Below are 24252 nucleotides of genomic sequence, written 5' to 3' on the forward strand. Positions count from 1 at the left end.
CATCCGCAAGCAACCGTAACAACGGAAAGAATATGAATCAGCTACTTAGCCGTTACACCGTCTTTTATATCGCCATTGCTGGCACTGTGCTCTTCACAGTTCTCGGCCTGGCATTCAATATCTGGTGGCTGGTGCCAGCGTTGGTCATGGCGGGCCTGACAGCCCTGGGGTGCTACGACCTACAACAAACACGCCATGCTGTTCGTCGGAACTACCCGGTTATCGGTAATTTACGTTTTTTCTTTGAATCGATACGTCCTGAAATGCGGCAATATTTCATAGAGGACGACACTACTGAATTACCGTTTTCACGGGTTGATCGCTCGCTGGTATATCAACGCGCAAAGCGGCAGGAAGACAAACGCCCCTTCGGCACCCAGGGCGATGTGTACCGTAGCGATTACGAATGGATCAACCATTCCATGACGCCTACCCACCCCAACCCCAAAGAGTTCCGCATCACGGTTGGCGGACCTGACTGCACACAACCCTATTCCTTGTCGGCATTCAATATTTCCGCCATGAGCTTCGGGGCACTCTCAGCCAATGCGGTGCGGGCATTGAACAAAGGTGCTGCCAAAGGCGGTTTTGCCCACGACACTGGCGAGGGCGGCATCAGCCGCTACCACCTTGAGCACCAGGGCGACCTGATCTGGAATATCGGTTCAGGCTATTTCGGCTGTAACGACGATAAAGGCAACTTTTCAGAAGAGCGCTTTGCCGAACGTGCCACACAGGACAGTGTCAAAATGATAGAAATCAAGCTATCACAAGGCGCCAAACCGGGGCACGGCGGCATTCTTCCCGGCGCAAAAGTTACCCTGGAAATTGCCGAGGCACGCGGCGTACCGGTAGGTGTGGACTGCAACTCACCGAGCCAGCACAGTGCTTTCAGCACCCCTGTTGAGCTTATGCACTTCGTAGCCCGCCTGCGTGAATTATCCGGCGGCAAACCAGTTGGATTCAAACTGTGCATAGGCCACCCCTGGGAGTGGTTTGCCATCGCCAAGGCCATGCTGCATACCGGCATCACGCCCGACTTCATTGTTGTGGACGGCGCCGAAGGCGGTACTGGCGCCGCCCCCATTGAATTTGTTGATCATGTAGGTACGCCGCTGCAAGAAGGGCTACGCCTGGTGCACAACACACTGGTAGGCATAGGACTACGTGAGCACATCAAATTGGGCGTATCGGGCAAAATTATCACCGCATTCCACATGGCCCGCGCCATGGCGCTGGGTGCCGACTGGTGCAACAGTGCACGAGGCTTCATGTTTGCCATCGGCTGCATCCAGGCTCAAGCCTGTCATACAGGGAAATGCCCTACCGGCGTTACCACGCAAGACCCAAAACGGCAGGCGGCCTTGCATGTACCCGATAAAGCAGAACGGGTTGCCGGTTTTCACCAGAACACGCTCAAGGCCCTGGCTGAACTACTTGGCGCTGCCGGTGTGCAGCATCCGGGCGAACTACGCCCTCATCATATTGCGCGTCGGATATCAAACGGAGAAGTCCGCGTGCTGTCGGCGCTTTTTCCTGACCTGGAAAAAGGCGAGCTACTGGAAGGTAAGTTTCGCAATACGATCTTCAGAACCGCCTGGCCCATGGCACAAGCCGAGTCGTTTGCTCCGCTATACAGCTTGAGTGCTGCCTTGTCGGGCAACACAAACAGCCCGTTGCCTGAAGGGGCCAGCCAAGCCGACAAGCCTGAAGCATAACGAATCATGTTAATGGATATGGAGCATAAAGTATTCGGTATTTTCCCCAGCTTGTTTCCGGTTTCTGTTAGCTCTATCGTTAAGTCACTGCCTGATGGCAGTAGCGGCTTACCTTCCTTGGTAGCCATACAGCACAGCGCCAATGCTGTGCTTACTGCCAAAACGGCAGTAGGGCCCCGCCAAAAGGCGGGGCCTTCGTTTTTCTGCCACGATCATCTCACTGGCTACACAAGCATAAAAAAATATGCTAAAGTCTCGTGCTTTGGCGCATTAGCTCAGCCGGTTAGAGCGACGGAATCATAATCCGCAGGTCCCCTGTTCGAATCAGGGATGCGCCACCAGGAATATCTATTTAGTATCAAGCCTTTACGCCAGCCTTTTACCGGGTTGGCGTTTTTGTTTTTGAGGCTATCCGTCAACCAAGTGTCAACGCAAAAATTGGGTTCAGCGTTTTTGCAGCTTCCAAGTGGTCCGGTACAAGGTGGGTACAGCGCTAGTCTTCCCTGATTTAGCCCTTCGCCTTTAGCGAGCGACTGTTGCATGATGCAAATCATGCCATGTTGCGGATTAAATGCCACTCACACTGTCCGGTTGATCATCAATTGCTTGATCTCGGAGATTGCTTTGGCAGGATTTAGCCCTTTCGGGCAGGTATTGGTGCAATTCATAATTGTGTGGCAACGGTAGAGCTTAAATGGATCCTCTAGGTCGTCCAGCCGTTCGCCGGTCGCTTCGTCACGTGAATCAGCGATCCATCGGTAAGCCTGCAGCAATACCATAGGACCGAGGAAGCGATCAGGATTCCACCAGGAACTTGGGCAGGCTGTGGTGCAGCATGCACACAGGATACACTCGTACAGGCCATCCAGTTTTTCTCTATCCTCGGGCGATTGCAGACGTTCGCGCGTACCGGGCACGCTCTTGGTCTGCACCCATGGTTTGATCGACGCATATTGAGCGTATAGATGGGTGAGATCAGACACCAGATCCTTGACCACCGGCATGTGCGGCAACGGGTACACGCTGACAACGCCCTGTGGAAGCTCATCCAGACCCTTAGTACAGGCCAGGGTATTTTCACCATCGATATTCATCGCGCACGATCCGCACACGCCTTCGCGGCACGAACGACGCAGCGTAAGCGTCGGATCAATCTCGTTCTTGATCTTGAGCAGGATATCCAGAACCATAGTGGAACCCGCAACATCGACTTCGTACGTATCCACGCGCGGATTGCCGCCCACATCAGGGTCCCAGCGGTAGACGCGGAAACTGCGCGCATTCTTTGCACCCGGCATGGCGGCGTGATGATTGCCCTTTTGTATTCTGGACATTTTTGGCAAGGTAAATTCAGCCATGTTTTATTCCTCACATTCGATGATCTGCAAGCGTCGAGGCGCGTAGCTTCCGTCTCGCAAACACGCGTTAATAAACGCGCTTGGCGGGCGGGACGGATTCCACCTCGTCGGTCAATGTGTTCGAGTGGACGGTCCGGTGGTCAAATGAACAGACACCTTTGTCGTCCACGGTGACCAGCGTGTGCTTCATCCAGTTCACGTCGTCGCGCTCGGGGAAATCCTCACGCGCGTGTCCACCGCGGGTTTCGGTACGCTGTGCCGCCGAATGCATGGTGCCGACCGCCTGACTCAGCAAATTGTCCAGCTCAAAGGTTTCGATGAGGTCGCTGTTCCAGACCAACGAGCGGTCAGTGACATGAATATCGGCAAATTGAGCGTTAATCTCGTCGATCTTTCTACAACCTTGCTCAAGCGTCTCGGCGGTCCGAAACACTGCGGCGTCTGCCTGCATAGTCTTTTGCATCTGCAGGCGCAACTGCGCGGTTGGCGTGTCCATGGGGTTTGTGTATAGCAAAACCCGATTTCAGCCTAGCCGGTTACGGATGCACCCTCTGTATCGAGGTACTGCAAAGCATCTGCCGCAAGTGAATACCTAACTTTTCGCTAACCCATTAGAAACGGGCGACGAAGGCAATACGCGCGGATTTCGCTTACTCAGGCGTCCTTCGGCTACCTGACGACAAGTATGTATTAGCGCAGCATCATTTCATGTAATGCCTGTGTGGTGCTCTATCAACCGCATCGTCGGGGGCCGGCTGATGCAGCATGGTGGACGAGGCGAGTATGGGCTCATTCTGCACAAGCGAGCCGCCCGCATGGATCTCTCGCAGGCCTCAAGACACGTCTAAGTGCTGAAAGTGCTAATTAAGACTTTGCTATGATATTCTGATCCGGCAGCACAGCAGGTTATTTATCCGGCTGCGGCCTGCCTTCTGGACATTTGCTCAATAACCATTGGAATGGAAATCATGACGCTGATTACCGCCATGCTCCCTATCGCCCGTAGACGACTTGTGACCCTTGATATGGTCGCCCCGGTGACCGAAGCAGCAAAGCTCTTGAGTGCTCCTAATACGAACCTCGTCATTGCCTGTGATTCTGGCGGTCTAATGGCGGGCGTGCTGACCAAAGCTGACATCGTCAACCAAATTAGCCACTGCACAGGATGTGGCTGTGTCACTGCCATTGCCGACATTATGACCCGCGACATTATAAAGTGCTGCCCGGAAGATAAATTACGAGACATATGGGAGGTCATGAAAAACAAAGCATTAAGGCAGATTCCGATTAGCGACAGCCACTCACGCCCGGTAGGTTTGCTTGATGCCAGCGACGCATTGCAAGTGCTTTTAAAAGAAGTCGAATACGAAGAAGATTTGCTGCGCGATTACGTGATGGGCATTGGTTACCACTAACCGGCGCAGGTAAGACCGTGATGGCCGTCTCTAGAACGATAGCGAGCCCGAAACTTAAAACTCATAGGACAGTTTAGCCACTCCGTTAAAGCCTTCGCGCTTGCCGACATAGGCTTGCAGGCCGACGCCTAGCGTCAAAGGGCGTTTTGCATCGGGCGTGATATCGACGCCTAGCTCGAACAGGCCGGAATTGCCTTTCAAGCCTGGCGAAGGCGTATCAAACCCATAGGTGGTCGCCCGCGCCTGGCCATCGTACTCGCGTTCCCACGCTGCACTGGCATAGGCAACGACTTGCTCGGTAATCGTCTGGTTCAAGCGCACGCCAAGACGCGTGCGGTGTGAATCGACCGCTGAAAACTCGAACGGATCGCCCGCAATGATGGCCGAATCGCCTTCCTGGTGAGCCCAGAAGTATTTGAGCGACACATCCACCGAAAGGCGGTCCGTCAGCGGCTGAACATAACCCAACCCAAGATGAGCGCCATAATATAGATTAGAGGTGTCGTAATGGGCGTTCTGGCTGCCCGGCCCACCGATCAAGTCGTTACTGCCCCAGTCTGAGCTAACATTGCCGATCCGCAGTGAACCTTCGGCATAAGGCCCCGCCTGATCAATCGCCCAGTCGCGGCGCAGCAACACCCCACCACCAAAATAGCGCGCGCTGCCGCCACCGCGAACCTTCTGACCATCTGAAAATTCGTTATACGTGTCGTAGCTGCCGTAGCCGCCCTCGATAAATACCCCTGCCAGCATATCGCCCTGAGCCACCGGGATTTTACGTGCAAACCCCAGCATCAGGCTGCCGCCATCGACATCCACGTGCGAGCCTGAGTTATACCGCATGCTGCCGCCGCTGACCGCAGCAAAACCCACGGCCGTGCCGGAACCGCTCGCCGCAGCCGCCCCCGCCTGCTTAAACCCTTCACCAGCCACCATATCGGCACCCTGCAACGACAAGGCCATCGTACTGATGCGGCCTTCTACCGGCGCCTTGGTCTGCTCCATGACGGTAGCGCCCGAACCGCCTCCCGGCGAACCTGGTTCACCTGGCAGCCCTTGGCCACTCTGACCACCCGGGTCGCTTGGATCGCTTGGATCGCTTGGATCGCTTGGATCGCTTGGATCGCTTGGATCGCTTGGATCGCTTGGGTCGCTTGGGTCGCTTGGGTCGCCTGGGTCGCCTGGGTCGCTTGGATCACTTGGATCACCCGGGTCAGCCGGCGAACCCGTGCTTACGGTCGCATACAGGTTTTCGGGGTCGGCCGATACATCAAACTCATACTGAAGCGATATCCCCTGATAGCCTGTCACAGACGCTCGGGCGATCGAAGAATCCACCAACACGCCAGCGGTATTGTGGATCAACGCGACTTGATCTCCAACCTCCAGCACATTACCGCCACCTTGCAGGGCCACACCCACCTTGGTGCCCTGCAGATCGGTGGACTCGCCGCCGATAAGGGTCAGCACCGTCTCATCAGGCTGAATATCGCCTGGCAGAATGAAATGGTATTCCTGGAAATCCTTGACGTTTTGGGCGGTTAACCCTTTAGTACGGATTTCGAGCACGTTGCCTGAGCTTACACCGCCTTGCGCATAGCCCCCGAAAAGCGTGCTGTTTGTAAGCACTGGCGCACCCGAAAGCACCACGCGATTGTCGTAGGCATCCATAGCAAAATCGCCCCCCGCACCGTAAACATTACCGTCTACCCGGGCGGTTCCTGAAATATCAACAATATTGCCGGTCGCACTTCCAGCTGTCCGTCCGCCATACACATCGCCCTTTAACCAGCCGCCCGATAGCTTTACCGTGTTTTCGTTTGCGAAATCCCCCCCACTGCTACCGCCGACAACCTTGTCTTCTATGACCCCACCTGAAATTTCAACACTATTATTGGAAGCAATGGTGCCAGTATGGTAGCTGACGCCACCCAATACCTCACCGCCCACCCGGCTATTAGCCCCAGAAATGATAACGTGATTATCGTCCGCACCGCCGTCCCCGTCTCCGCCGTAGACGCTGGACACCACCGTGGCGTCATTTAATATCACGCTATTGCCGCTTGCCACCCAATCGGCGTCCCCCCCTCTTACTTCGTCATTACTAATCGTACTGCTTGAAATAGTGACCGTATTATTCATTGCGTCTTCTGTATACGCATCGCCGCCCACCACCCCATGCGCAACGGTACTATTCGTAATGGTGACCTTATTATTGTTGGCTTCGTGCTCTCCATAACCACTACCTCCAACTCCTCCCGACACACTATAGCCAATCTCGCTATCTGAGATAGTTACGATATTGCCATTGGCTGCCCCGTCTTCGGCATCCGCGCCGTAGACCCCATCCTCAATGATTGAGCGCTCGATAATGACGATGTTGCCATTAGCGCTTCCGTCATATCCATCGTCCCCTGATTTGAAGGCGCCTTTTACGGAACGGACCTGTGAGTCTTTAACGAGCACCTGATTTCCACTTGCATTTCCTTTGTAAGTGTATCCGCCTATTACAGGAAGCTCGGAGTCTGTTTCACCGTTAACCTCCACGTAAGCTCCAATCGCATCGCTAGATCCTTCACATTTCCCAGCATAAGTAGCAAAGTTAGCTGGTTTGGACGATTGGGGATTACAGTTACCACCTATGCCATCTATCTCGTAATACCAATCGCCCCCAAGTACAGCCGCCTCACCCATTAATGGCAAACCAAAGGCTATAGCTGCCAATACAAACCCATATACCGTCGATCTTCTGAAGACTCGCGGCGTCAACCTACGTTGTGCACTTGACTTGCCTCGCGCAGGTTTTCTGCGAGCATGAGCATGCGATGTTGCGTCAGGTATCACGGTATTTCCTTTTGGGCTATAGCGGTAACGAATCACTTCAAGCTTAGCGATGAAAAACCGTTTTGGCCCCCTTCATATGAAGGGTAAAGCGAAGGAAAACAGAATTATTTCAGCACTATGCACATAATGGCCGTCACCGTAGCGCCAGGCCTTGCGACTGCTGAAGGTGCTCGAACGTCCCGCCACGGTGCCAGTGTTTCAGGACCAGGTGCCGCATGAGATGCCTGACTGGCAACTAAGGGCCAGTATTGAGCGCTTCTTGCAGCGCCAGCACCTTGACTGACCGATACGCTCTCAGGCTCCGACCACTACGATGCCGGCAAGCGGGGAATCAATCGCACGTAGACTGGAAGAAAGAAGAGCTCAACCATGGTTTGGGTGAGTATGACGGCGGGAAGCAAAGGTGCTCCACCTGGGACAGCAAAGGCTAGCGGCAAGATAACCAGAGAATTTCGATAAGATGCCGAGAACGACACCGCACGTACCGAAGCCGGCTCGAGTCGCATGGCACGCGCGATTATCCAGCCTGTTAAAGGAGCAATAACGGCAAAAACCAGATAAATGGGTAATGCCTGCATGGCCGCATCTTGCGCAAGCCCTATCTGAGGCATTACCGAGGCCAGAACAAGAAACAGCACCAGCGCTGTGGCGGGTACTGGAAAACCGTCCAGTACAGTGCGCAACGACGCACCTGCTTTCGTTCGTTTTCCCAGCACCTGCACCATTCCTGCCATAAGCAGCGGGACGACAATCAGCCAGACGAAAGCATTAAGAAAAGGCTCCGCTTCGATAAGCTGGGAAGCCTTGGTCCCAAGCATCAATCGCAGATAAATCGGAAGCAACAGCATCTGAAGCACGAGCAACACCGGTGTCATCGCAAGCAGCAACCGTGCATTTCCGTGTCCGAGATGCGTGAACGCTATGACGTAGTCAATGCATGGAGCCAACAGTACAAACAGTACCGCCAGCTTCAACATGGGTATATCAGGCAAACATTGCAGAAGCGCGGCGGTCAGGGCTGGCAAAGCCAGAAAGTTAGTGATGGTCAGCGCAACGATAAACTTCGTACTTCGCAATGCCCCACCGATCTCTGCAAGAGGCACTTGCAGGAATGTGACAAACAACATCAAAGCCAAGGCGGGATTGATCGCCGACGCCAGCACATTCGAACCGGGGGCTAGCACCCCCAGCAATGCCCCGATGAGCATTGCAGAAAAATATATCCAGACTTGACGTGCCTCGAGTGTTTCCCTTAGGTTTTCCATTTATGCCAAGCCCGATAAAGCCATGCAAGAAAGGCCTGCTTTCTTGCATGGCAAACAGAAAGGCCTATGCCGTCAAACCCAGCTGAATCTTCTTGCGTTTGACCCACGCACCAATCAATCGATCTGCGGCAATACCCATGAATGCAATACACAGGCCGGCAACCAGCGCCTTGCCGATCTCATTGCCCGAACGTGCTGCATTGATCTCTGCGCCCAGATCCTGAGTTCCAATCAGCGCAGTAATCGCAACCATGAACAAGGCCATGAAAATAACCTGGTTCACGCCAAGCATGATTTCAGGTAACGCTATTGGCAACTCTACTTTCAACAAGCGCTGCCGCGGGGTGGTACCTTGCTGAGTGGCCGCTTCAATAATGTGTGCCGGCACGCCACGCAACCCCAATATGGTATAGCGTATCATTGGCACAACGGCAAACAGCAGTACCGCAATAATTGCAGACAAGTCACTGACCTTGAACAGCATCACTACTGGAATCAGATAGATGAATGAAGGAAAGGTTTGAAAGAAATCGCATACGCCCGAGGCAAAACGCGACCATGCTGCGGTACGCGATGCAAGCAAGCCTATGACGAAGCCTGTGCTAATACACACAATGGCCGCGGTACCTATCATATACAAGGTGGTCATGGCCTCGTGCCATAAACCGGTCGCAGCCGGAAACCACACCAGCAAACCAGCAATCACGGCCACCTTCCAGCCACCCAGTCTGCAGCCCAGCAAGACGACAAGGAGAACGAAAGTAGGCCAAGGTATTGCCTGAAAGAAATTGCGGGTGGGTATCAGAATTTCCATCAGAGCAAAATTGCGAAATGCCTGTACCGGCTCATACCAATGCAAATTGATCCAGTCGATACCAGCGTTCCAGTATGGCGCAGTGGTGATGCTGTATTTATCGGTCAGCAGCATCAGTTCGGGCAACAGGCTGGCCATCGAGATGCTCAGCAGCAAAAACCCCAGTGCCAGCGACATATACGGATGACGCCGCCACCAGCTTAGGCTGGGGTCTACGTACACGGGCTCCTTCAAGGCATATGCGCGGCTTAAACGATCAAGCACGACAGCAATGACAACAATCGCAATCCCCTGCTCCAGAGCCTGGCCCAGACGCAAGGATTGCAGCGACGTCAGCAGTTCGCTACCCAGGCCGGCGGCTCCGATCAGCGCAGCCAGCACAATCATGGCCAACGTTTGCATGACCCCTTGGTTCAACCCCACCAGCAATGCCGAACGTGCGGCCGGTATTTGAACCTGCCACAGCAACTGCCTGCGCGTGCAGCCCATCATCTGCCCTGCCTCGATCACTCCTTTGTTGACACCACTCAGTCCCAGAGAGATGCAGCGGGCTACAGGAGGAACGGCAAACAATGCCGTAGCGATCATGGCCGGCACATTGCCAACACCGTACAGCACCACGATAGGCACCAGGTAGGCAAAGGGAGGCATGCTCTGCAGCACATCGAACAAAGGCGTTATCAGGCTTTTAAAGCGCGGGCTCTTGCTCATCAGTATCCCTGCAACCAGGCCCAGCAAGAAGACCATGGGGACAGTGATCAGGACAAGAGAAAAAGTCTGCATGGATGCCTGCCAGACTCCAAACAATGCCAGATACGTAAAGGCAACTGCCGCAAGCAATGCAGTACGCCAGCCGCCCAGCCAATGCCCCAAAATTGTGGCAAAACCTACCACAGTAATCCACGGCAAGGCAGGAATGCTTTTGGAAAACCCATCAAAGAAAAGAGACTCGGTCAGGGCAAGAGGATATTTCAGCAGTGCCGAAACACCTCGCGTTACGTCGCGCGGGGTAAATTCAAGCGAGGCACCCTCAAAGAAGCGTATTCCGTATACCAGCCACTCAAAAAACGCATCAATCCACTCTTTAATGGGCAAGATCCAGTCAGACGGGTATTTTGCGACCCAGTCATACCGGCTCACCATGAACTGACCCAACGCAATGACGACCAAGGCTGCAATCCAGTACATAGACCGATGTATTGTTGTCTTGGCATGCGGGTCTGCAGGCTGTCTGGCTGCTGCTTTGGACGAAGCAGCCACTCCGGCGGAGTGTTCCCCCTTGGGCTGCACCGGGCTCAAAGCACCGTTCGATAAACTTGCTGTCTGTGTCATTGGAATAGTGCCCTCGCCAAGTGTTCGCGACTTACCTGCCCCACCAACAAGCCGGCACCATCGACAACGGGCAAGGCACGTTCCGACTCAATAACGCGCTGCGCTATCTTTTCCAGCACATCGGTGGCCTTGATGACATGACTCCCTTCGTCTGCAAGACTGACAGCACCCGCCTGCGCAGGCACCATGATTTGACGTGTCGTGATCAGTTTGGCGCGAGGCGCATGCTGCACAAATTTCTTCACATAATCATTGGCCGGGTTCAATAGCAACTCTTCTGCCGTACCTATTTGTGCCAAGCGGCCATCTTTCATGATGGCGATACGATCACCCAGGCGCACCGCCTCATCGAAGTCATGTGTCACGAACACAATGGACTTGTTCAGCCGTGATTGCAGGCTCACGAACTCATCCTGCATCTCACGCCGGATCAGTGGGTCGAGCGCTGAGAAGGGTTCGTCGAGAAACCAGACATCGCATTCACCAATCAGGCTACGGGCAATGCCTACACGCTGCTGCTGTCCGCCTGACAACTGGCGAGGAAAATGATGCTCACGCCCTTCGAGTCCTACCGTAGCCACCAACTCGCGAGCTTTGGCCAGACGAGTCTCTTTGGCTACGTTTTGTATTTCCAGCGGAAATGCGACGTTATCCAGAACGGTACGATGAGGCAGCAGCCCGAAATTCTGAAACACCATGCCCATCTTGCGTCGACGAATATCAGTCAGGCTGGCGAAAGATGCTTGCAAAAGGTCAACACCGTCGAACATTATTTGTCCGGAGGTTGGCTCAACCAGCCTGGTCATGCAACGCACCAGCGTGGACTTACCCGAGCCACTCAAACCCATGATGACCAGTATCTCACCGGCATGGACATCAAAGCTGACATCGCGTATTGCTGCGATCAGTCCTGCGGACTCAAGATCCGCATCACTTGGATTGAATTGATGTTTATCCAGGAAACCAGCAGCACCTTTGCCAAACAACTGCCACAGATTCTTACATGAAATTTTTATTGAATTGCTCATAATAGACCTGTCAGATAAAAGGGCGCACGAGCGCAGCCACTCTCCGACGGGATCAGCAGTATGAAACAGATTAGAGCAGGTTCAGAAGAAACCTATGCGGTGTCGGATAAGTGGGATGGTGAACAGACGAGTGACACACACAGCAGTGCGGTCACTCGCGTAAAACGTGCGCGGCAAGATGAACATGGCCGCGCACAAACGCATGCTATTTAGCGCAATCAGGCATCCAGGCAGTGACCTGTTCCTGGTTTTTTTCTATCCATGCAGCAGCGGCGGCATCATGTTCCATACCATCTACGTCGGCCAACGCAGCAGCCTGATCTATCATGGGGCCAGTAAAATCAATGTTCTTGATCAACTGATAGCCGCAGGACCATTTTTCCTCGAAGCCAGACCAAGCACCTTTCTTCAGGTAGCCACCAGCGGGCGAGCCACAGTCGTAGGTTTTGTCTGGGTTAATGCCCCATTCTGGATCTTCGGTGCAGGCTTTCTCGTGAGCGGGAAATTCAACGAACTTACCGGGGAATGCGGCACCTACCCAATTAGGTGCCCAGTTGAACAGTACGATAGGCTCTTTGCGTGCAGCGGCTGATTTAAGCTCGCCAAACAGCGCGGCGGCAGAACCAGCGTTCACAACCGTAAAGTTGAGGTCAAGTGCTTCGATTTTTTCTTTGTCGTGCTTGATCCAGTCAACAGGTCCCGCCAGATAGCGTCCTTTAGGCGCAGTCTCGGGGGCAGCGAATTTTTCCGCACAAGCATTGAGCGCTTTCCAATCAGGCAAGCCCGGGCAGATTTCTTCCATGTATTCGGGATACCACCAGTCTTCACGCGTCGTTGCGGTATGGCTACCCAGATCAACCATACGGCCTGCCTCGACTTCCTTCATGAAGCTGTCATTCATCGTGCCTTCCCATATCTCCATTTGCAAATGGAGATCGCCCAGACCCATTGCCGCAAACTGTCCTTGGCTGTCCGAGGGCACAATTTCAGTTTCATAGCCGATTTTTTCAAGCAGTTGCTCTGCGACACGAGCCAGTACTTTTTGACTGGACCAGTTGTTATCGACTATTTTTATCGGGTCGCTGGATTCAGGAACAGCTGCAAAGGCAGGCGCGCCAATCACACTGGCGGCCAGTAATATGCTGACGCTGAGTTGGTTGAGTGTTTTCAATGGAAAGTTCCCTCCGTTATTTTGAATGAGCAAGAATCACTCTTTCAAAGTGTTGATAAACGACACAGCCGTGCCCATGACAGCAAAGGTTCGTTCGCCCGGGGCGCGACATAATACGCGCGCAATAGTGATACACAAGGCAAATACCCGTGCAGCCAAACCGCGGGGTTCAGAATGCTGGAGTTATTTCAGACACATCGAGTAGAACTGCACTTTCCAGCGCTACCCGCGACACACTTACCAAACGCTCAAGACGTTTTTAAACTGCGTGACACTTGCGGGTACGTAGATGATTTTGAAAACAACAATTTTTGCCGCGTACGCTGCGTTTGACCGGTTTTTATTTAAACCGTTTACTGACATGAAGTAGGCTATTGTACCCGAAAGACGTCATTTTAGAAATAGACAGGCCCATTTGCCTAATGCAAACACCGATATCGCCTGCTCTTCCGGGTGTTTGACGAGCCTCTCAAGCCTGCCGCTTGGCGACTTTACGTTTCCCCGCAACGGCTGGCTTGGCACTGGCTCTTTTCCTCTCGTCGTTCAACTGTTCCATCCACGACAAGGCATCTATGTACGATAGAAAGTGATGCAGGTAACCCGGCGACTGCTCACGCATCACGATTAGCGCACGGTGTGCCAAGCTGCTGGAGTTGAGTGGGCCTGCGTTATCGGGGACCTGTGCCCTTGATTGCCGCAGCAGTCCATTCGCGCTGACCCTGGCCCAGGCCTCTCTGAAATAATCAATAAGTGCGGAATCAAGACTCAATGAGCCATGCTGCACTATTTTGCTGGACACTGGACTTGCTGAATGGCTTTCTGGCGTCAGGCTAGCCGTATAAGCCAGGAGTTCAGCCAGAGGCCCTGCGGTGACAGGGTCGGTCTGGGTTTCGCTCCGTTGCTGCTCCGTCTGTTGCGCCGGCTCAACGACCTCATCCTGATAGGCTTGCAATTGCGTGGACAGACGCTCATTGAGCCAGCGCCGTGCTGCGCCATTCTGATGGCTTGCCCGCCTGGACAAGGCCTCGATAAAGTGAAAGCGCAAGGGAGCCAGCTGATCGTGACCGCGCTTACGCCAGTCCTCCAGCTGCCTATCAATGGACTCGCTGCTTTCCTTATTCATCAGCCGCTCTTACCTCTGACACAGTCGTTGCCGCCGATGCCGCAGCAGCAGTCATGCTGGGCACTGGTGAAATTTCCACCCGCCGGTTCTTGGCTCGCCCTGCTTCATCTTCATTGGAGGCAACTGGCTGTTCAGCGCCAAATGCAGCCGCAAACACTGATGAAGATGGAATGCCTGCGGAAATCAGGGCTCGTGTAACCGTCAGGGCGCGTTGAGCCGAAAGATCCCAGTTATCATCAAACTTACGATTTCCCTCGAGCACTTGCTGATCATCCGTAAAGCCGCTCACCATTAAAATCTGGTTATGCGAGCGCAGGTAATCCGTTAGCGGTTCGACCAGGGACTGAAGCACTTCCTGGCCTTCCGCCTGCAGCTGCGCGGAATTCAATGCGAACAGCACGCTGCCGCTGATGCCTATGCGCCCGTCAATCAACGTCACGCTGCCTTCGGCCAATTGCGTGGCCAGCGCTTGCTCCAAGCTGATACGGCGCTCAGTCTCCTCCTGCCGGTGCTGCACCTCTTCTTCCAGTTTGGCTGACAATTCCAGCTGCAGACCAATGGCGCCCACCAAAACCAGAACAAACGCACCGAGCAGCACGGACATTAAATCTCCAAAGACTGCCCATATAGGCGCGCTGGGTTCAATGCCCGTGTCCAGATCGTCGTTCATGCAGATACCGAATCAGAAGAGGGCCGCTTCCCGACTGCATGCTGTAGCTCCTCGATAATTTGCTTTTGCGACATGACGCTCAAGTCGATCACTTCTTTTGCCTGGGCTACGTAGTAGGCAAGCTGCTCGTCGCTACGAGCAATCGATTTATCCAGGACGGTCTCTATACGCTGCAAATGTTCAATCAACGCAGCATTTGACTCACCAAAAAGATGTACGGCAGCACCAAAGGCCTCGCCCAAACTGGCAATCTCGACAGCACTGCCGGTAATTTGGCCGGCAGCATCGGAAAGTTTTTCTGATTCAGCACGGGCCTGGGCCGTAAATTGGGTGCCCACGCGCCCTAACACATCTGCGGATTTGACGAGCAAGGCGTCAATAGCCTCCCGCTGCTCAGACGAAGCATGCTGCATTGCGGTCTGCAGGCTTGCCGAAGTTTCCAACAGGCGATTGCGTTCATCCAGCAAAGTATTGTCTCGAGCCATGCTGTCGGTGAAGGCCTGGCGCACCTCGGCAACCAGACTTGCTGCGGCCATGGGCGCTTCACCAGCCGACTGTGCCAGCTTCGCCATTTCGGCAATGGTCTCACGGGCATGGACTTTGGTTTGCGTGGAAATTTCGTTCGCTGTTTGCGTCAACGCTGCACAAATTTCCAGCTGTTGTTCCTTAGCCTGCACTCCCGCTTGCTGCCACGACTGGCGCAAGGCTTCAGCCGTTTCAGCCAGACTGGTTGACCAGGCCGACAATCGTTTCTGATCCTGACTGGCCAAATCTGTTAGTAGAGTCTGATGCGACTGCCCCACCGTATTGACAAGCGAAACAGCATGCCGCTCCAGTGCCGATACAGCAGCCGTTAAGGCAAGCTGGCTGTCCTCGGCCAACTTTTCGCTGGTTTCCCGCTGTGTGGAAAGCGACTGACTCCATGCCGCGGACAAACTGTCTGCTGTGCCCTCCAGACGAGCCGAGACACCTTCCAGCATACTGGCCGAGCGTTGCTCAAAAACCCCTGCCACGCCATCAAGCTGCCGCTGCACAGCTTGCGTAAGTGTGTCGTGCAAGGTGGTGGTATCGCGCATCAGGCCAGCCATGGTTGTTTCCACCAGCGGCTGGATCGCCGTCCCGGCGCTGCGCACACCTTCGGCCACACTGTCTTTCAGAGATTGTCCCACCGTAGCGGCAAGGTGCTGGTATGCGGCATCTGTTTTTTCCTGGAATTGTTCCTGGCGTGCCTCCAATCGTTCATTCAAACTCTGGTTATGTCGCTCCATAGCAGTCATCATGGCCTGCAGCTTGTCGGCCACCGCCGTCATGCCCAGCGTCTGTTGCTGCAATAACCTGAAACCTTCTTCTCGCTGATGAGCCGGCGAGTGCACGCGCAAAGCGCTCGTTATATTGGCGTCCAGGGTTTGCGCAGCCAAGATCCGGTCGCGCGTGCACAAGGCAGACAATAAGCCCAACATCGCCGACGTAGCTACGCCTGCGACCGAGGTACCAAAGGCAAAACCCAAGCCCTGGACGGGCGCCGCCAGTGATGCCCGAATGGCGGCCAGGTCGGTTGAGCTTTCCAAAGCCAGGCCAGTCCCACGCAAGGTGGCCACCATGCCGAGGAAAGTCCCCAACATCCCCAGCAATACCAACAAGCCGACCAGGTAAGGAGTAAGCACCGGACGTGGCAAACCCGCACGCTCTCCTTGAATGCGCTGGCCTACCTGTACCCTGAGATTTGGGTGCACAGCGCGCAGCCATTCATCCAGGCTGTCCGGCGACCCGGAAAGGCCCGCAAGCGCCCGCGACAGGGTTGTCGTGGCCTGCTGGTAGCGATACAACTCCAGTGCACCGACCAGATAAACCACAGCGATAAGGGCGGTAATAGCCAGTGCCAAGCGGTTTGAAGCAATGTAGTGCGAGCCAATCCAGCAGGCGGCGACAAGCCCGGCAAGAAAAATAAGAAATTGAAGAAATCGATTCATAGGAGTGTAGGTTGACGACTAAGGCCGGCGAGCTAAGGCCGCCAACAGCCCTTGAGCGGGTTGCAAACGAATATCCAATTCAGCGAATAATACGCTTTGCATATCCTCGTGAAACACATTTAGCCAGGCGTGAGCGCCGCCCGACGGGACATGCTTGAGCTCATCCTCATTGGCAAGTGCCTCCAGTGCAGCTTGTTTCAAGCGCTTGAAGTGCGCTTCAAGCAAAACCGGAACACGGGCCAGCATGGAAAACTCGCGTTCATTCATGGCCTGCTCCATAACAGCATCCACAGCGGCAAGACGAGCCATATCAGGCGATCTGCCAGCCAGCACGGCGCGCAAACGCGTTCGCAATTCGGTGCAGCGTGTCTCCATGATTTGCTGCAATGAAATATAGCGCTGACGGTAAGTCGAAAACTCAATGGCGTCCATTGGGACGGCCTGGCCCTGCTGAGCAACAGATGACTGCCTGCCACGATGTCTTGCAGGTGCGGGGATGTTGACAGCGGCTATGGCATCACTCAGCGCTTTGCAAACACGGGCATATTCCTGATCTTCGTCCAGCTCGGCTGTCGCCTGAGGGGTTGCCGACGCAGGGTTACTCAACGCAGCCCCCAATGCAATCGCATCAGACCAGCCCAGCCATTGACTCAAGCGATCGGAAAGAGACGAGACAGGCTCGGCTATATCGGCATTATTCAGGCGCGACAGCAGGCGTACGAGCGCCGGCCCGCTGAAACTTGTGCGTCGAGCAGATTCTTGCACCATGGCATAAAGACAAAAACCTGGGAGTTTACACGCTGGCGCTGGAGACTACACCGCTGCCATCAGCATACCTGATGCTAAGCTGGCCTGCCGCTGCTCAAGGAGTTGACCAGACCGCATGCTTAATCCTCGTCGCTCTCGTCAAGGTGAAACTTATGGATGATGCGATGGGCAAGCGGTGCCAGCACGAGACCCAGCGTGGCAACGAAAACCAAGCCTACCAGAATGCTATACAAAGAAAAAAAGAGCTTTCCCATAACGCTGGCGGGCACAATATACGGGCCAATCCCCGAAAGAATCAACGCGGTGTTCAGGACGGCATCGTGCCACTCGACCGGCTCCAGCAACAGGTGTCCGAGCACACCTATGGATAGCGTGAATCCTACGACAAGCAATGCCAAGCCTACATGCGACAAAATCCGGTACGTGAAATCCCGCGAATTCAATAAAGGCTTATCTTTTGATTCGTACATTGCCCACCCCCTCCTGTTGAACGAACAAGCAGACATACTTTATGTGGCCGAATCCTAGCCCAGTTCACACAAAAAGGGTACCAGTGGTCTGTTTGATCAATGGGGTCGATACCCCAAAACGAAGTAAACCGGTTTCAGAACCAAAGCAAAATACGGTGTGCAGGCCTCTCGAACACACAAAAAACAGACAGAGATTACTACGTGATAACCCTGCTCAAAGCACACCAAAATTTATTTTAAACCTAAAATAGATTAGTATCGATGGTTATGGAAACCCGCATAGATACTCAGTTTTAAAGAAAACGAAACCATTTAATACAAAGCTCCCGGCGCAAATTCCGGAACCTTACAACTTGTTGACGTGAGTATTTGTATAGCCTATAAAAGCACCGGCAGTTGGGAGTTTGTATTCAGTTGCAATCAACAAAACGTCATCGCATAAAAGCCAGGAGACACAAATGAAAAGTAGTGCAAAAGTGGACGCCAAGTCCATCCAGTCCAAGTCATCGCGCCGCCAGTTCCTGGGTGGCGCAGCAGCCGGTACTGCTGCCGCAGTAGGCATGGGTTTTCCATCGATTGTCAGCGCACAGGCACCCACCAACCTCAGGTTCCAAAGCACTTGGCCAACCGTCGACATCTTTCACGAGTACGCCCTTGACTTCGCCCAAAAAGTCAACGACATGACGGGCGGCGAGCTCAAGATTGAGGTCTTGCCAGCCGGAGCTGTAGTTCCCGCCTTCGCACTGCTCGACGCGGTGTCCAAAGGTACGCTAGACGGCGGCCATGGGGTGCTGGGCTACAACTACGGCAAGCAAAACGCCCTGGCACTGTATTCGTCGGGTCCCGCCTACGGCATGGACGCCAACATGGTCCTGGCCTGGCACAAATACGGTGGCGGCAAAGAGCTGCTCGACGAGCTCTACGCTGAAATCGGCGGCAACGTTGTCACCTTCCTGAGTGGCCCTATGCCCACCCAGGCATTCGGCTGGTTCAAAAACCCCATCACCAAGACAGAAGATCTCAAAGGCCTGAAGTTCCGTACAAACGGCCTGGCCATTGACTTGTTTACAGCCATGGGCGCAGCGGTTAACGCCCTGCCCGGCGGTGAAATCGTACCAGCGCTCGATCGCGGCCTGCTTGACGGCGCCGAGTTCAACAACGCTTCGTCCGACCGTCTGCTGGGTTTCCCCGATGTGTCCAAAGTGTGCATGCTGCAAAGCTTCCACCAATCGTCGGAAACCTTTGAAATCACCTTCAATAAAGACAAGTACAACGCCTTGCCCGACAAAATGAAGGCCATTATTGCCAACGCAGTCGAAGCCGCCTCGGCCGACATGTCATGGAAAGCGGTAGACCGCTATTCGCAAGACTACATCAAGCTGCAAGAAGACGGCGTCAAGTTCTACAAGACACCCGATGCCATCTTGCAAGAACAGCTTGTGGTCTGGGACAAGATCATCGACGAAAAAGCCAAAACCAACGCCATGTTCAAGAAAATCGAAGAATCGCAACGAGCCTTCGCCAAACGAGCAGTCGCTTGGGACATGGACACCAACAATAATCGGCGCATGGCTTACAACCACTACCGCAAAGCGGCCCAAAACAAGGGCTAAGCCGATACGCTCCCAACAATACCACCCTTAGGCAACATGGGTGGTGTTTTTAATCGGCTACGCAGGGGCGTCTCAGGTACCAGATCCGTCCCTGCTGTTTCCTCCCCAGCAGGTTCACCATGCAAAAATTTTTATTGACCATAGACCGGTTCAATACCTGGATCGGTCAGCTGTTCGGCTGGCTCGTCCTGGCATTGACACTGTTCGTCACCTACGAAGTTTTTTCACGCTACGCATTGGGCAACCCGCACGCATGGTCTTTTGATGCCATGAACATGATGTATGGCGGCTTATTCATGATGGCAGGCGCCTATACCTTATCCAAGAACGGACACGTACGCGGCGATGTGCTTTACGGTTTTTTCCCACCCCGCCTGCAGGCCGGATTAGACCTGACCTTATATATTCTATTTTTCTTTCCTGGCGTCATTGCTCTTGTTTGGGCTGGCTACACCTACGCTGCCGAGTCCTGGATGATCAATGAACACTCCACCATCACCGCCGACGGCCCCCCAATTTATCCTTTCAAAGCCATTATTCCCCTGGCAGGAATCGCTTTGTTGTTCCAGGGTTTTGTTGAGGTGGTCTATTGTGTCAAGTGCCTGAAACAAGGCTACTGGACCAAACGAGAGGAAGACGTCGAAGAAGTTAATGTGGAAAAACTCAGAGAACTAGTGCACGTAGATACTGAAGAAATCAATACACTCGACGGCATCGCGGTCGAGCAAGAGAAAGGGAAGCAACCATGAGAAAAGAGATATGGTTTGGCCTCTCTATATTATTGGCCGTCGTCGTAGCTCTGTTTGTGCTAATGCCTGCGCCGGCAGACATTACCAACGGCCACCTGGGCCTGCTCATGCTGGGCCTGATCGTGGCCACCATCATGCTAGGCTTTCCCACCGCCTTTACCCTCATGGGCATGGGGGTAATGTTCACCTACCTGGCCTATCGGGGCATGGGCCCACAGATCGCCATCGAGCAAACGCTGGACCTGATGGTGCTGCGCACCTACGCCGTCATGACCAACGACGTACTAATCGCGGTGCCTCTGTTCATTTTCATGGGCTATCTGGTTGAACGTGCCAATCTGGTCGAGAGGCTGTTCAAAAGCATGCACCTGGCCATGGCCCGCATGCCTGGGTCGCTGGCTATCGCTACTGTCATTACCTGCGCAGTCTTTGCCACGGCAACCGGTATTGTTGGCGCAGTGGTTACATTGATGGGCTTGCTGGCCATGCCCGCCATGATGAAGGCTGGTTACAGCATACGTCTGACGGCTGGCGCCATTACCGCAGGTGGCTGCCTGGGCATTATGATCCCGCCTTCAGTGCTGCTGATCGTATACGGTGCTGTGGCTGGGGTATCGGTCGTCAAGCTGTATGCCGGCGCCTTCTTTCCTGGCCTCATGCTGGCGTTGCTGTATGTCTTGTACATCATGATCGTCGCCAAGATCAGCCCCAAGTCGGCTCCGCCGCTGTCTGAAGAAGAACGTCGCGTCACACTGCCCGAGTTTGCTCAAAGTATCAAGAGCACCATCAGCAACCGTGCTGTACCTGGCCTTCTCGGTGCCATCAAAGGCAAGCGCAATGCCAGCGTGCCTATGGGCACTTTGCTCAAGCAGCTGTTCATTGCCCTGTTGCCTGCCCTGGTTTTTGCATCCGCCATGGCACTGACTTACTCCATTGTGACCACGCCCGACCCCGTCCTGGACAGTGGGCTGGTGGAAATGGGCTCTTTCTCACAAGATAATTCCAGTGAGTTTTCGGGAGGCTTGGCTGAACCCCCAGGATCAGCCTCATTGTCTGAACCTCTGGGCGCCCAGGCGCTGGGTGCCGATGCAGGAACGGAACCCGCAACTGATGAAGCCGGAACCAAAACGATCGCCGCACCGGACGCCCCAATGTCGTTCTGGATCACCCTGGCAGTCGGCACGGTTCTTCTGCTGATCTTCTACGCCATCTTCACATTTGCCCGCCTTGAAATCTTCAAGATGCTGCTCAGCTCGTTCTTCCCGCTGGCGCTCATGATTCTGGCGGTGCTGGGCAGTATTGTGTTTGGCTTTGCTACACCATCAGAAGCAGCAGCCATGGGCTCATTCGGTGGCTTGCTATTGGCGCTGGCCTATCGGCGACTCAATCTACCCATGCTGAAAGAGTCGGTGTATCTGGCCGCCAAGACCAGCGCCATGGTATGTTGGCTCTTCGTCGGATCCAGCATCTTCTCGGCAGCCTTTGCACTATTGGGTGGACAAGCAATCATCAACGACTGGGTGCTGGGCATGAACCTGACTCCCGTAGAGTTCATGATTCTGGCGCAAATCGTCATCTTCCTGCTGGGTTGGCCGTTGGAATGGACTGAAATCATCGTGATTTTCATGCCTATCTTCCTGCCACTGCTGGCGCACTATCAGATCGACCCGCTGTTCTTTGGTCTGCTGGTAGCCCTGAACCTGCAAACGGCATTCCTGTCGCCGCCTGTGGCCATGTCGGCCTTCTATCTGAAGGGCGTATCACCACCACACGTGACGCTGAACCAGATTTTTGCAGGCATGCTGCCGTTCATGGGCATACAGATCATCGCCATCGTGCTGCTGTATATGTTCCCCGGTATCGGCTTATGGCTACCGGAAGTGCTGTACTGACCAACAGTACAGAAATGAAAAAGGCCGGTTCATCGCCCGGCCTTGCCAACGGCTCAGAAATGAGCCGTTTTTTTTATGTTTGACGGCCGATAGAGTAATAGGTAAAGCCGCGCGCTTTCATTCTGGCGGGCTCAAACAGATTACGACCATCGAATACTACGGCTTGGGCAAGCAGCGATTTGATGCAATCAAAATCCGGCGCCTTGAAGGCTTGCCAGTCAGTCACGATGATCAGTGCGTCGGCGTTCTTCAGGGCAGCCTCTTTGTTGTCACACAAGGCCAGCGTGTCAGTGCGATCACCATACAGGCGTCGCGCCTCATTCATGGCTTCCGGGTCATAGGCCTGCACCTTCGCGCCAGCCTCCCAGAGGGCTTCCATCAGCACACGACTAGGCGCATCGCGCATGTCATCGGTATTGGGCTTGAAGCTTAGCCCCCAGAGCGCAAAGGTTTTGTCTTGCAGCTTGCCTTGATAGTGCTGATGCAGCTTTTGAAACAACACCTTTTTCTGCTCATTGTTACGCGCCTCGACCGCCTTCAGGATTTTGGCATCAAAGGAAATACCATCGGCCGTGCGTATCAGGGCTTGAACATCTTTTGGAAAGCATGACCCACCATACCCGACACCCGCATAGATGAAATCGTAGCCGATGCGAGGATCGGAACCTATGCCCTGGCGCACCATTTCAATATTGGCGCCCAGCCTCTCGGCCAAATTGGCCATTTCATTCATAAAGCTGATTTTGGTGGCCAGCATGCAGTTGGCAGCGTATTTGGTCAGCTCGGCGCTGTGCACGTCCATCACGATGATTTTTTCGTGATTACGATTGAAAGGCGCGTACAGTTCGCGCATGATGTTTTCGGCGTGGTGACTGTCTGTGCCAATAATAATGCGGTCGGGGCGCATGCAATCAGCCACAGCAGCCCCCTCTTTCAGAAACTCAGGATTGGACACCACATCAAACGTCAGGTCGGTACGCCCTCGCTGGGCCAGGACGTCGGCCAGACACAGGGATACCTTGTCTGCTGTGCCCACAGGCACCGTCGACTTATCGATGACAATGCGATGCTGTTCCATGTGCTGGGCGATAGTCCGGGCCACCGTAAGCACTTGCTTCAAGTCGGCGGAACCGTCTTCATCGGGCGGCGTACCAACTGCTATGAACTGCACGTCACCGTGATGTACACCCAGAGCGGCATCAACCGTAAAGTTCAGGCGCCCCGCTGCGTGGTTATCTTGCACCAGCCGGCCAAGCCCGGGTTCGAAAATAGGTATTTGGCCTTGCTTGAGTCGTTCAACTTTTGCCTCATCAACATCGACGCACATCACATCGTGACCCACTTCGGCCAGTACGGCAGCTTGCGTCAGCCCCACATACCCAATGCCGAAAACCGTAACTTTCATGAACCCTCAGTATTTGTGATTTTCTGTATTAATCAAGGAACATACCGCAATTTCTTGAATTATATATGACACAATATACAGTACTGGCTTTGAAGCCGCCCATGGAAACGCTGCCATGACGCATCTTGCCTTGCTGTCCAATCGAATAAACCGTCTGTTGTTTTCGCTGCCGGGCTTGTTGCTTCTTGCCGCCTGTGCTGGACCTGGCTCGCATTCTTTGGGCCCCTCTGCGGCACCCGCCTCCACCATTGCAGTCGATCCGGCCCAGCGCGGCGACGTCGTGCTGACCGCAATGGGCTTGATGGAAACCCGCTATCGCTATGGCGGAAGCAAACCGGCAACAGGGTTCGATTGCAGCGGTCTGGTGGCCTATGTCTTCAAGCACGCGGCCAGTCAGGTACTGCCGCATAATACTGCTGCCATTGCCCGGCTAAGCCGGCCTATCAGCAAAGCGCAATTGCAGGCGGGTGACCTGGTGTTCTTCAATACGCTGAACCGGTCGTTTTCCCATATGGGAATCTATCTCGGCGGGGGACGTTTCATCAACGCCCCTTCGTCGGGCGGCCGGGTTCGTATCGACTCTTTGAGTAACCCCTACTACGACAAGCATTACGAGTCGGCCGGAACCCTATTCAGCTCATGATGTA

20 protein-coding genes and 1 tRNA gene are annotated in these 24252 nt (G+C 54.2%); 8 read left to right on the forward strand and 13 right to left on the reverse strand.

The window, feature by feature from the left end; genetic code table 11:
- The first annotated feature begins 32 nt into the window (after positions 1 to 32).
- Together ERD84_RS12465 and ERD84_RS12470 are read left to right on the forward strand one after the other, a co-directional pair.
- Complete coding sequence (locus ERD84_RS12465) at positions 33 to 1718, forward strand: FMN-binding glutamate synthase family protein (RefSeq protein ID WP_130039916.1); 1686 nt, start codon at positions 33 to 35, stop codon at positions 1716 to 1718.
- 264 nt (positions 1719 to 1982) lie between these two features.
- Positions 1983 to 2059, forward strand: a tRNA-Met gene (locus ERD84_RS12470).
- Positions 2060 to 2296: 237 nt separating this feature from the next.
- On the opposite strand, the gene ERD84_RS12475 is transcribed toward ERD84_RS12470, so the two are convergent.
- Both ERD84_RS12475 and ERD84_RS12480 read right to left on the reverse strand, forming a co-directional pair.
- The gene (locus tag ERD84_RS12475) at positions 2297 to 3016 is read right to left on the reverse strand and encodes a succinate dehydrogenase iron-sulfur subunit (RefSeq protein ID WP_180001947.1); all 720 of its coding nucleotides are present in this window, start codon (positions 3014 to 3016) and stop codon (positions 2297 to 2299) included.
- Between the two features lie 127 nt (positions 3017 to 3143).
- Positions 3144 to 3572, reverse strand: coding sequence for a hypothetical protein (locus ERD84_RS12480; protein ID WP_245150681.1), 429 nt, complete (start codon positions 3570 to 3572; stop codon positions 3144 to 3146).
- Positions 3573 to 4044: 472 nt separating this feature from the next.
- Here ERD84_RS12480 and ERD84_RS12485 point away from each other — a divergent pair, with 472 nt between their 5' ends.
- On the forward strand, positions 4045 to 4491 hold the full coding sequence (locus ERD84_RS12485; RefSeq protein WP_245150682.1) for a CBS domain-containing protein: 447 nt from the start codon (positions 4045 to 4047) through the stop codon (positions 4489 to 4491).
- 54 nt (positions 4492 to 4545) lie between these two features.
- On the opposite strand, the gene ERD84_RS16005 is transcribed toward ERD84_RS12485, so the two are convergent.
- From ERD84_RS16005 to ERD84_RS12505, 4 genes are all read right to left on the reverse strand, one after another.
- A complete protein-coding gene (locus tag ERD84_RS16005) occupies positions 4546 to 7185 on the reverse strand; it encodes an autotransporter outer membrane beta-barrel domain-containing protein (RefSeq protein ID WP_257215279.1) in 2640 nt (879 codons plus the stop codon).
- A 458-nt stretch (positions 7186 to 7643) separates the two neighbouring features.
- Positions 7644 to 8600 (reverse strand): arsenic resistance protein, encoded by a 957-nt coding sequence (locus tag ERD84_RS12495; RefSeq protein ID WP_130039920.1) that lies wholly within the window; start codon positions 8598 to 8600, stop codon positions 7644 to 7646.
- Positions 8601 to 8664: 64 nt separating this feature from the next.
- Positions 8665 to 10746: an ABC transporter permease gene (locus tag ERD84_RS12500; RefSeq protein ID WP_130039921.1), complete on the reverse strand. Its 2082-nt coding sequence runs from the start codon at positions 10744 to 10746 to the stop codon at positions 8665 to 8667.
- The gene (locus tag ERD84_RS12505) at positions 10743 to 11774 is read right to left on the reverse strand and encodes a quaternary amine ABC transporter ATP-binding protein (RefSeq protein WP_130039922.1); all 1032 of its coding nucleotides are present in this window, start codon (positions 11772 to 11774) and stop codon (positions 10743 to 10745) included. Before ERD84_RS12505 ends, ERD84_RS12500 begins: the two co-directional genes overlap by 4 nt.
- A gap of 60 nt (positions 11775 to 11834) precedes the next feature.
- Between ERD84_RS12505 and ERD84_RS15980 the strand changes: the two genes are divergently transcribed.
- Positions 11835 to 11987 (forward strand): hypothetical protein, encoded by a 153-nt coding sequence (locus ERD84_RS15980; RefSeq protein WP_167667408.1) that lies wholly within the window; start codon positions 11835 to 11837, stop codon positions 11985 to 11987.
- Here ERD84_RS15980 and ERD84_RS12510 read toward each other — a convergent pair.
- The 6 genes from ERD84_RS12510 to ERD84_RS12535 form a co-directional block, all read right to left on the reverse strand.
- Positions 11980 to 12945, reverse strand: coding sequence for an ABC transporter substrate-binding protein (locus ERD84_RS12510; RefSeq protein WP_130039923.1), 966 nt, complete (start codon positions 12943 to 12945; stop codon positions 11980 to 11982). The two genes, ERD84_RS15980 and ERD84_RS12510, sit on opposite strands and share 8 nt — an antisense overlap.
- A 469-nt stretch (positions 12946 to 13414) precedes the next feature.
- Complete coding sequence (locus tag ERD84_RS12515; protein ID WP_130039924.1) at positions 13415 to 14068, reverse strand: DUF2894 domain-containing protein; 654 nt, start codon at positions 14066 to 14068, stop codon at positions 13415 to 13417.
- Entirely contained in the window at positions 14061 to 14738 is a 678-nt protein-coding gene (locus ERD84_RS12520) for an OmpA family protein (RefSeq protein WP_130039925.1), read from the reverse strand. The genes ERD84_RS12515 and ERD84_RS12520 overlap by 8 nt, the downstream gene beginning before the upstream one ends.
- The gene (locus ERD84_RS12525) at positions 14735 to 16708 is read right to left on the reverse strand and encodes a DUF802 domain-containing protein (protein WP_130039926.1); all 1974 of its coding nucleotides are present in this window, start codon (positions 16706 to 16708) and stop codon (positions 14735 to 14737) included. Before ERD84_RS12525 ends, ERD84_RS12520 begins: the two co-directional genes overlap by 4 nt.
- Before the next feature lie 18 nt (positions 16709 to 16726).
- Positions 16727 to 17476 (reverse strand): DUF3348 domain-containing protein, encoded by a 750-nt coding sequence (locus ERD84_RS12530; protein WP_218948053.1) that lies wholly within the window; start codon positions 17474 to 17476, stop codon positions 16727 to 16729.
- A 119-nt stretch (positions 17477 to 17595) separates the two neighbouring features.
- Positions 17596 to 17946, reverse strand: a complete 351-nt coding sequence (locus ERD84_RS12535) for a two pore domain potassium channel family protein (RefSeq protein ID WP_130039927.1) — start codon at positions 17944 to 17946, stop codon at positions 17596 to 17598.
- Positions 17947 to 18404: 458 nt separating this feature from the next.
- On the opposite strand from ERD84_RS12535, the gene ERD84_RS12540 reads away from it, so the two are divergent.
- The 3 genes from ERD84_RS12540 (at position 18405) to ERD84_RS12550 (ending at position 22200) form a co-directional block, all read left to right on the forward strand.
- Positions 18405 to 19559, forward strand: a complete 1155-nt coding sequence (locus tag ERD84_RS12540) for a TRAP transporter substrate-binding protein (RefSeq protein WP_130039928.1) — start codon at positions 18405 to 18407, stop codon at positions 19557 to 19559.
- A gap of 119 nt (positions 19560 to 19678) precedes the next feature.
- Positions 19679 to 20308, forward strand: a complete 630-nt coding sequence (locus ERD84_RS12545) for a TRAP transporter small permease subunit (RefSeq protein ID WP_130039929.1) — start codon at positions 19679 to 19681, stop codon at positions 20306 to 20308.
- On the forward strand, positions 20305 to 22200 hold the full coding sequence (locus ERD84_RS12550) for a TRAP transporter large permease (RefSeq protein ID WP_130039930.1): 1896 nt from the start codon (positions 20305 to 20307) through the stop codon (positions 22198 to 22200). The genes ERD84_RS12545 and ERD84_RS12550 overlap by 4 nt, the downstream gene beginning before the upstream one ends.
- Before the next feature lie 73 nt (positions 22201 to 22273).
- Here ERD84_RS12550 and ERD84_RS12555 read toward each other — a convergent pair whose 3' ends face one another.
- On the reverse strand, positions 22274 to 23605 hold the full coding sequence (locus tag ERD84_RS12555) for a UDP-glucose dehydrogenase family protein (RefSeq protein ID WP_130039931.1): 1332 nt from the start codon (positions 23603 to 23605) through the stop codon (positions 22274 to 22276).
- Positions 23606 to 23720: 115 nt separating this feature from the next.
- On the opposite strand from ERD84_RS12555, the gene ERD84_RS12560 reads away from it, so the two are divergent.
- The gene (locus ERD84_RS12560; protein WP_130039932.1) at positions 23721 to 24248 is read left to right on the forward strand and encodes a C40 family peptidase; all 528 of its coding nucleotides are present in this window, start codon (positions 23721 to 23723) and stop codon (positions 24246 to 24248) included.
- Positions 24249 to 24252: the final 4 nt, after the last annotated feature.

It is taken from the genome of Pollutimonas harenae (assembly GCF_004153685.1).
In the GTDB taxonomy this organism is placed as follows: Bacteria; Pseudomonadota; Gammaproteobacteria; order Burkholderiales; family Burkholderiaceae_B; genus Pusillimonas_C; species Pusillimonas_C harenae.

What these genes read in the sequence shown, in the direction of transcription:
- ERD84_RS12530 (WP_218948053.1), bottom strand. Translation starts at nt 17,476, where the DNA reads ATGGTGCAAGAATCTGCTCGACGCACAAGTTTCAGCGGGCCGGCGCTC.
- ERD84_RS12475 (WP_180001947.1), bottom strand. Translation starts at nt 3,016, where the DNA reads ATGCCGGGTGCAAAGAATGCGCGCAGTTTCCGCGTCTACCGCTGGGAC.
- ERD84_RS12540 (WP_130039928.1), top strand. Translation starts at nt 18,405, where the DNA reads ATGAAAAGTAGTGCAAAAGTGGACGCCAAGTCCATCCAGTCCAAGTCA.
- ERD84_RS16005 (WP_257215279.1), bottom strand. Translation starts at nt 7,185, where the DNA reads ATGGGTGAGGCGGCTGTACTTGGGGGCGATTGGTATTACGAGATAGAT.
- ERD84_RS12525 (WP_130039926.1), bottom strand. Translation starts at nt 16,708, where the DNA reads ATGAATCGATTTCTTCAATTTCTTATTTTTCTTGCCGGGCTTGTCGCC.
- ERD84_RS12520 (WP_130039925.1), bottom strand. Translation starts at nt 14,738, where the DNA reads ATGAACGACGATCTGGACACGGGCATTGAACCCAGCGCGCCTATATGG.
- ERD84_RS12555 (WP_130039931.1), bottom strand. Translation starts at nt 23,605, where the DNA reads ATGAAAGTTACGGTTTTCGGCATTGGGTATGTGGGGCTGACGCAAGCT.
- ERD84_RS12465 (WP_130039916.1), top strand. Translation starts at nt 33, where the DNA reads ATGAATCAGCTACTTAGCCGTTACACCGTCTTTTATATCGCCATTGCT.
- ERD84_RS12515 (WP_130039924.1), bottom strand. Translation starts at nt 14,068, where the DNA reads ATGAATAAGGAAAGCAGCGAGTCCATTGATAGGCAGCTGGAGGACTGG.
- ERD84_RS12495 (WP_130039920.1), bottom strand. Translation starts at nt 8,600, where the DNA reads ATGGAAAACCTAAGGGAAACACTCGAGGCACGTCAAGTCTGGATATAT.
- ERD84_RS12560 (WP_130039932.1), top strand. Translation starts at nt 23,721, where the DNA reads ATGACGCATCTTGCCTTGCTGTCCAATCGAATAAACCGTCTGTTGTTT.
- ERD84_RS12545 (WP_130039929.1), top strand. Translation starts at nt 19,679, where the DNA reads ATGCAAAAATTTTTATTGACCATAGACCGGTTCAATACCTGGATCGGT.
- ERD84_RS12485 (WP_245150682.1), top strand. Translation starts at nt 4,045, where the DNA reads ATGACGCTGATTACCGCCATGCTCCCTATCGCCCGTAGACGACTTGTG.
- ERD84_RS15980 (WP_167667408.1), top strand. Translation starts at nt 11,835, where the DNA reads ATGAAACAGATTAGAGCAGGTTCAGAAGAAACCTATGCGGTGTCGGAT.
- ERD84_RS12550 (WP_130039930.1), top strand. Translation starts at nt 20,305, where the DNA reads ATGAGAAAAGAGATATGGTTTGGCCTCTCTATATTATTGGCCGTCGTC.
- ERD84_RS12505 (WP_130039922.1), bottom strand. Translation starts at nt 11,774, where the DNA reads ATGAGCAATTCAATAAAAATTTCATGTAAGAATCTGTGGCAGTTGTTT.
- ERD84_RS12480 (WP_245150681.1), bottom strand. Translation starts at nt 3,572, where the DNA reads ATGGACACGCCAACCGCGCAGTTGCGCCTGCAGATGCAAAAGACTATG.
- ERD84_RS12500 (WP_130039921.1), bottom strand. Translation starts at nt 10,746, where the DNA reads ATGACACAGACAGCAAGTTTATCGAACGGTGCTTTGAGCCCGGTGCAG.
- ERD84_RS12535 (WP_130039927.1), bottom strand. Translation starts at nt 17,946, where the DNA reads ATGTACGAATCAAAAGATAAGCCTTTATTGAATTCGCGGGATTTCACG.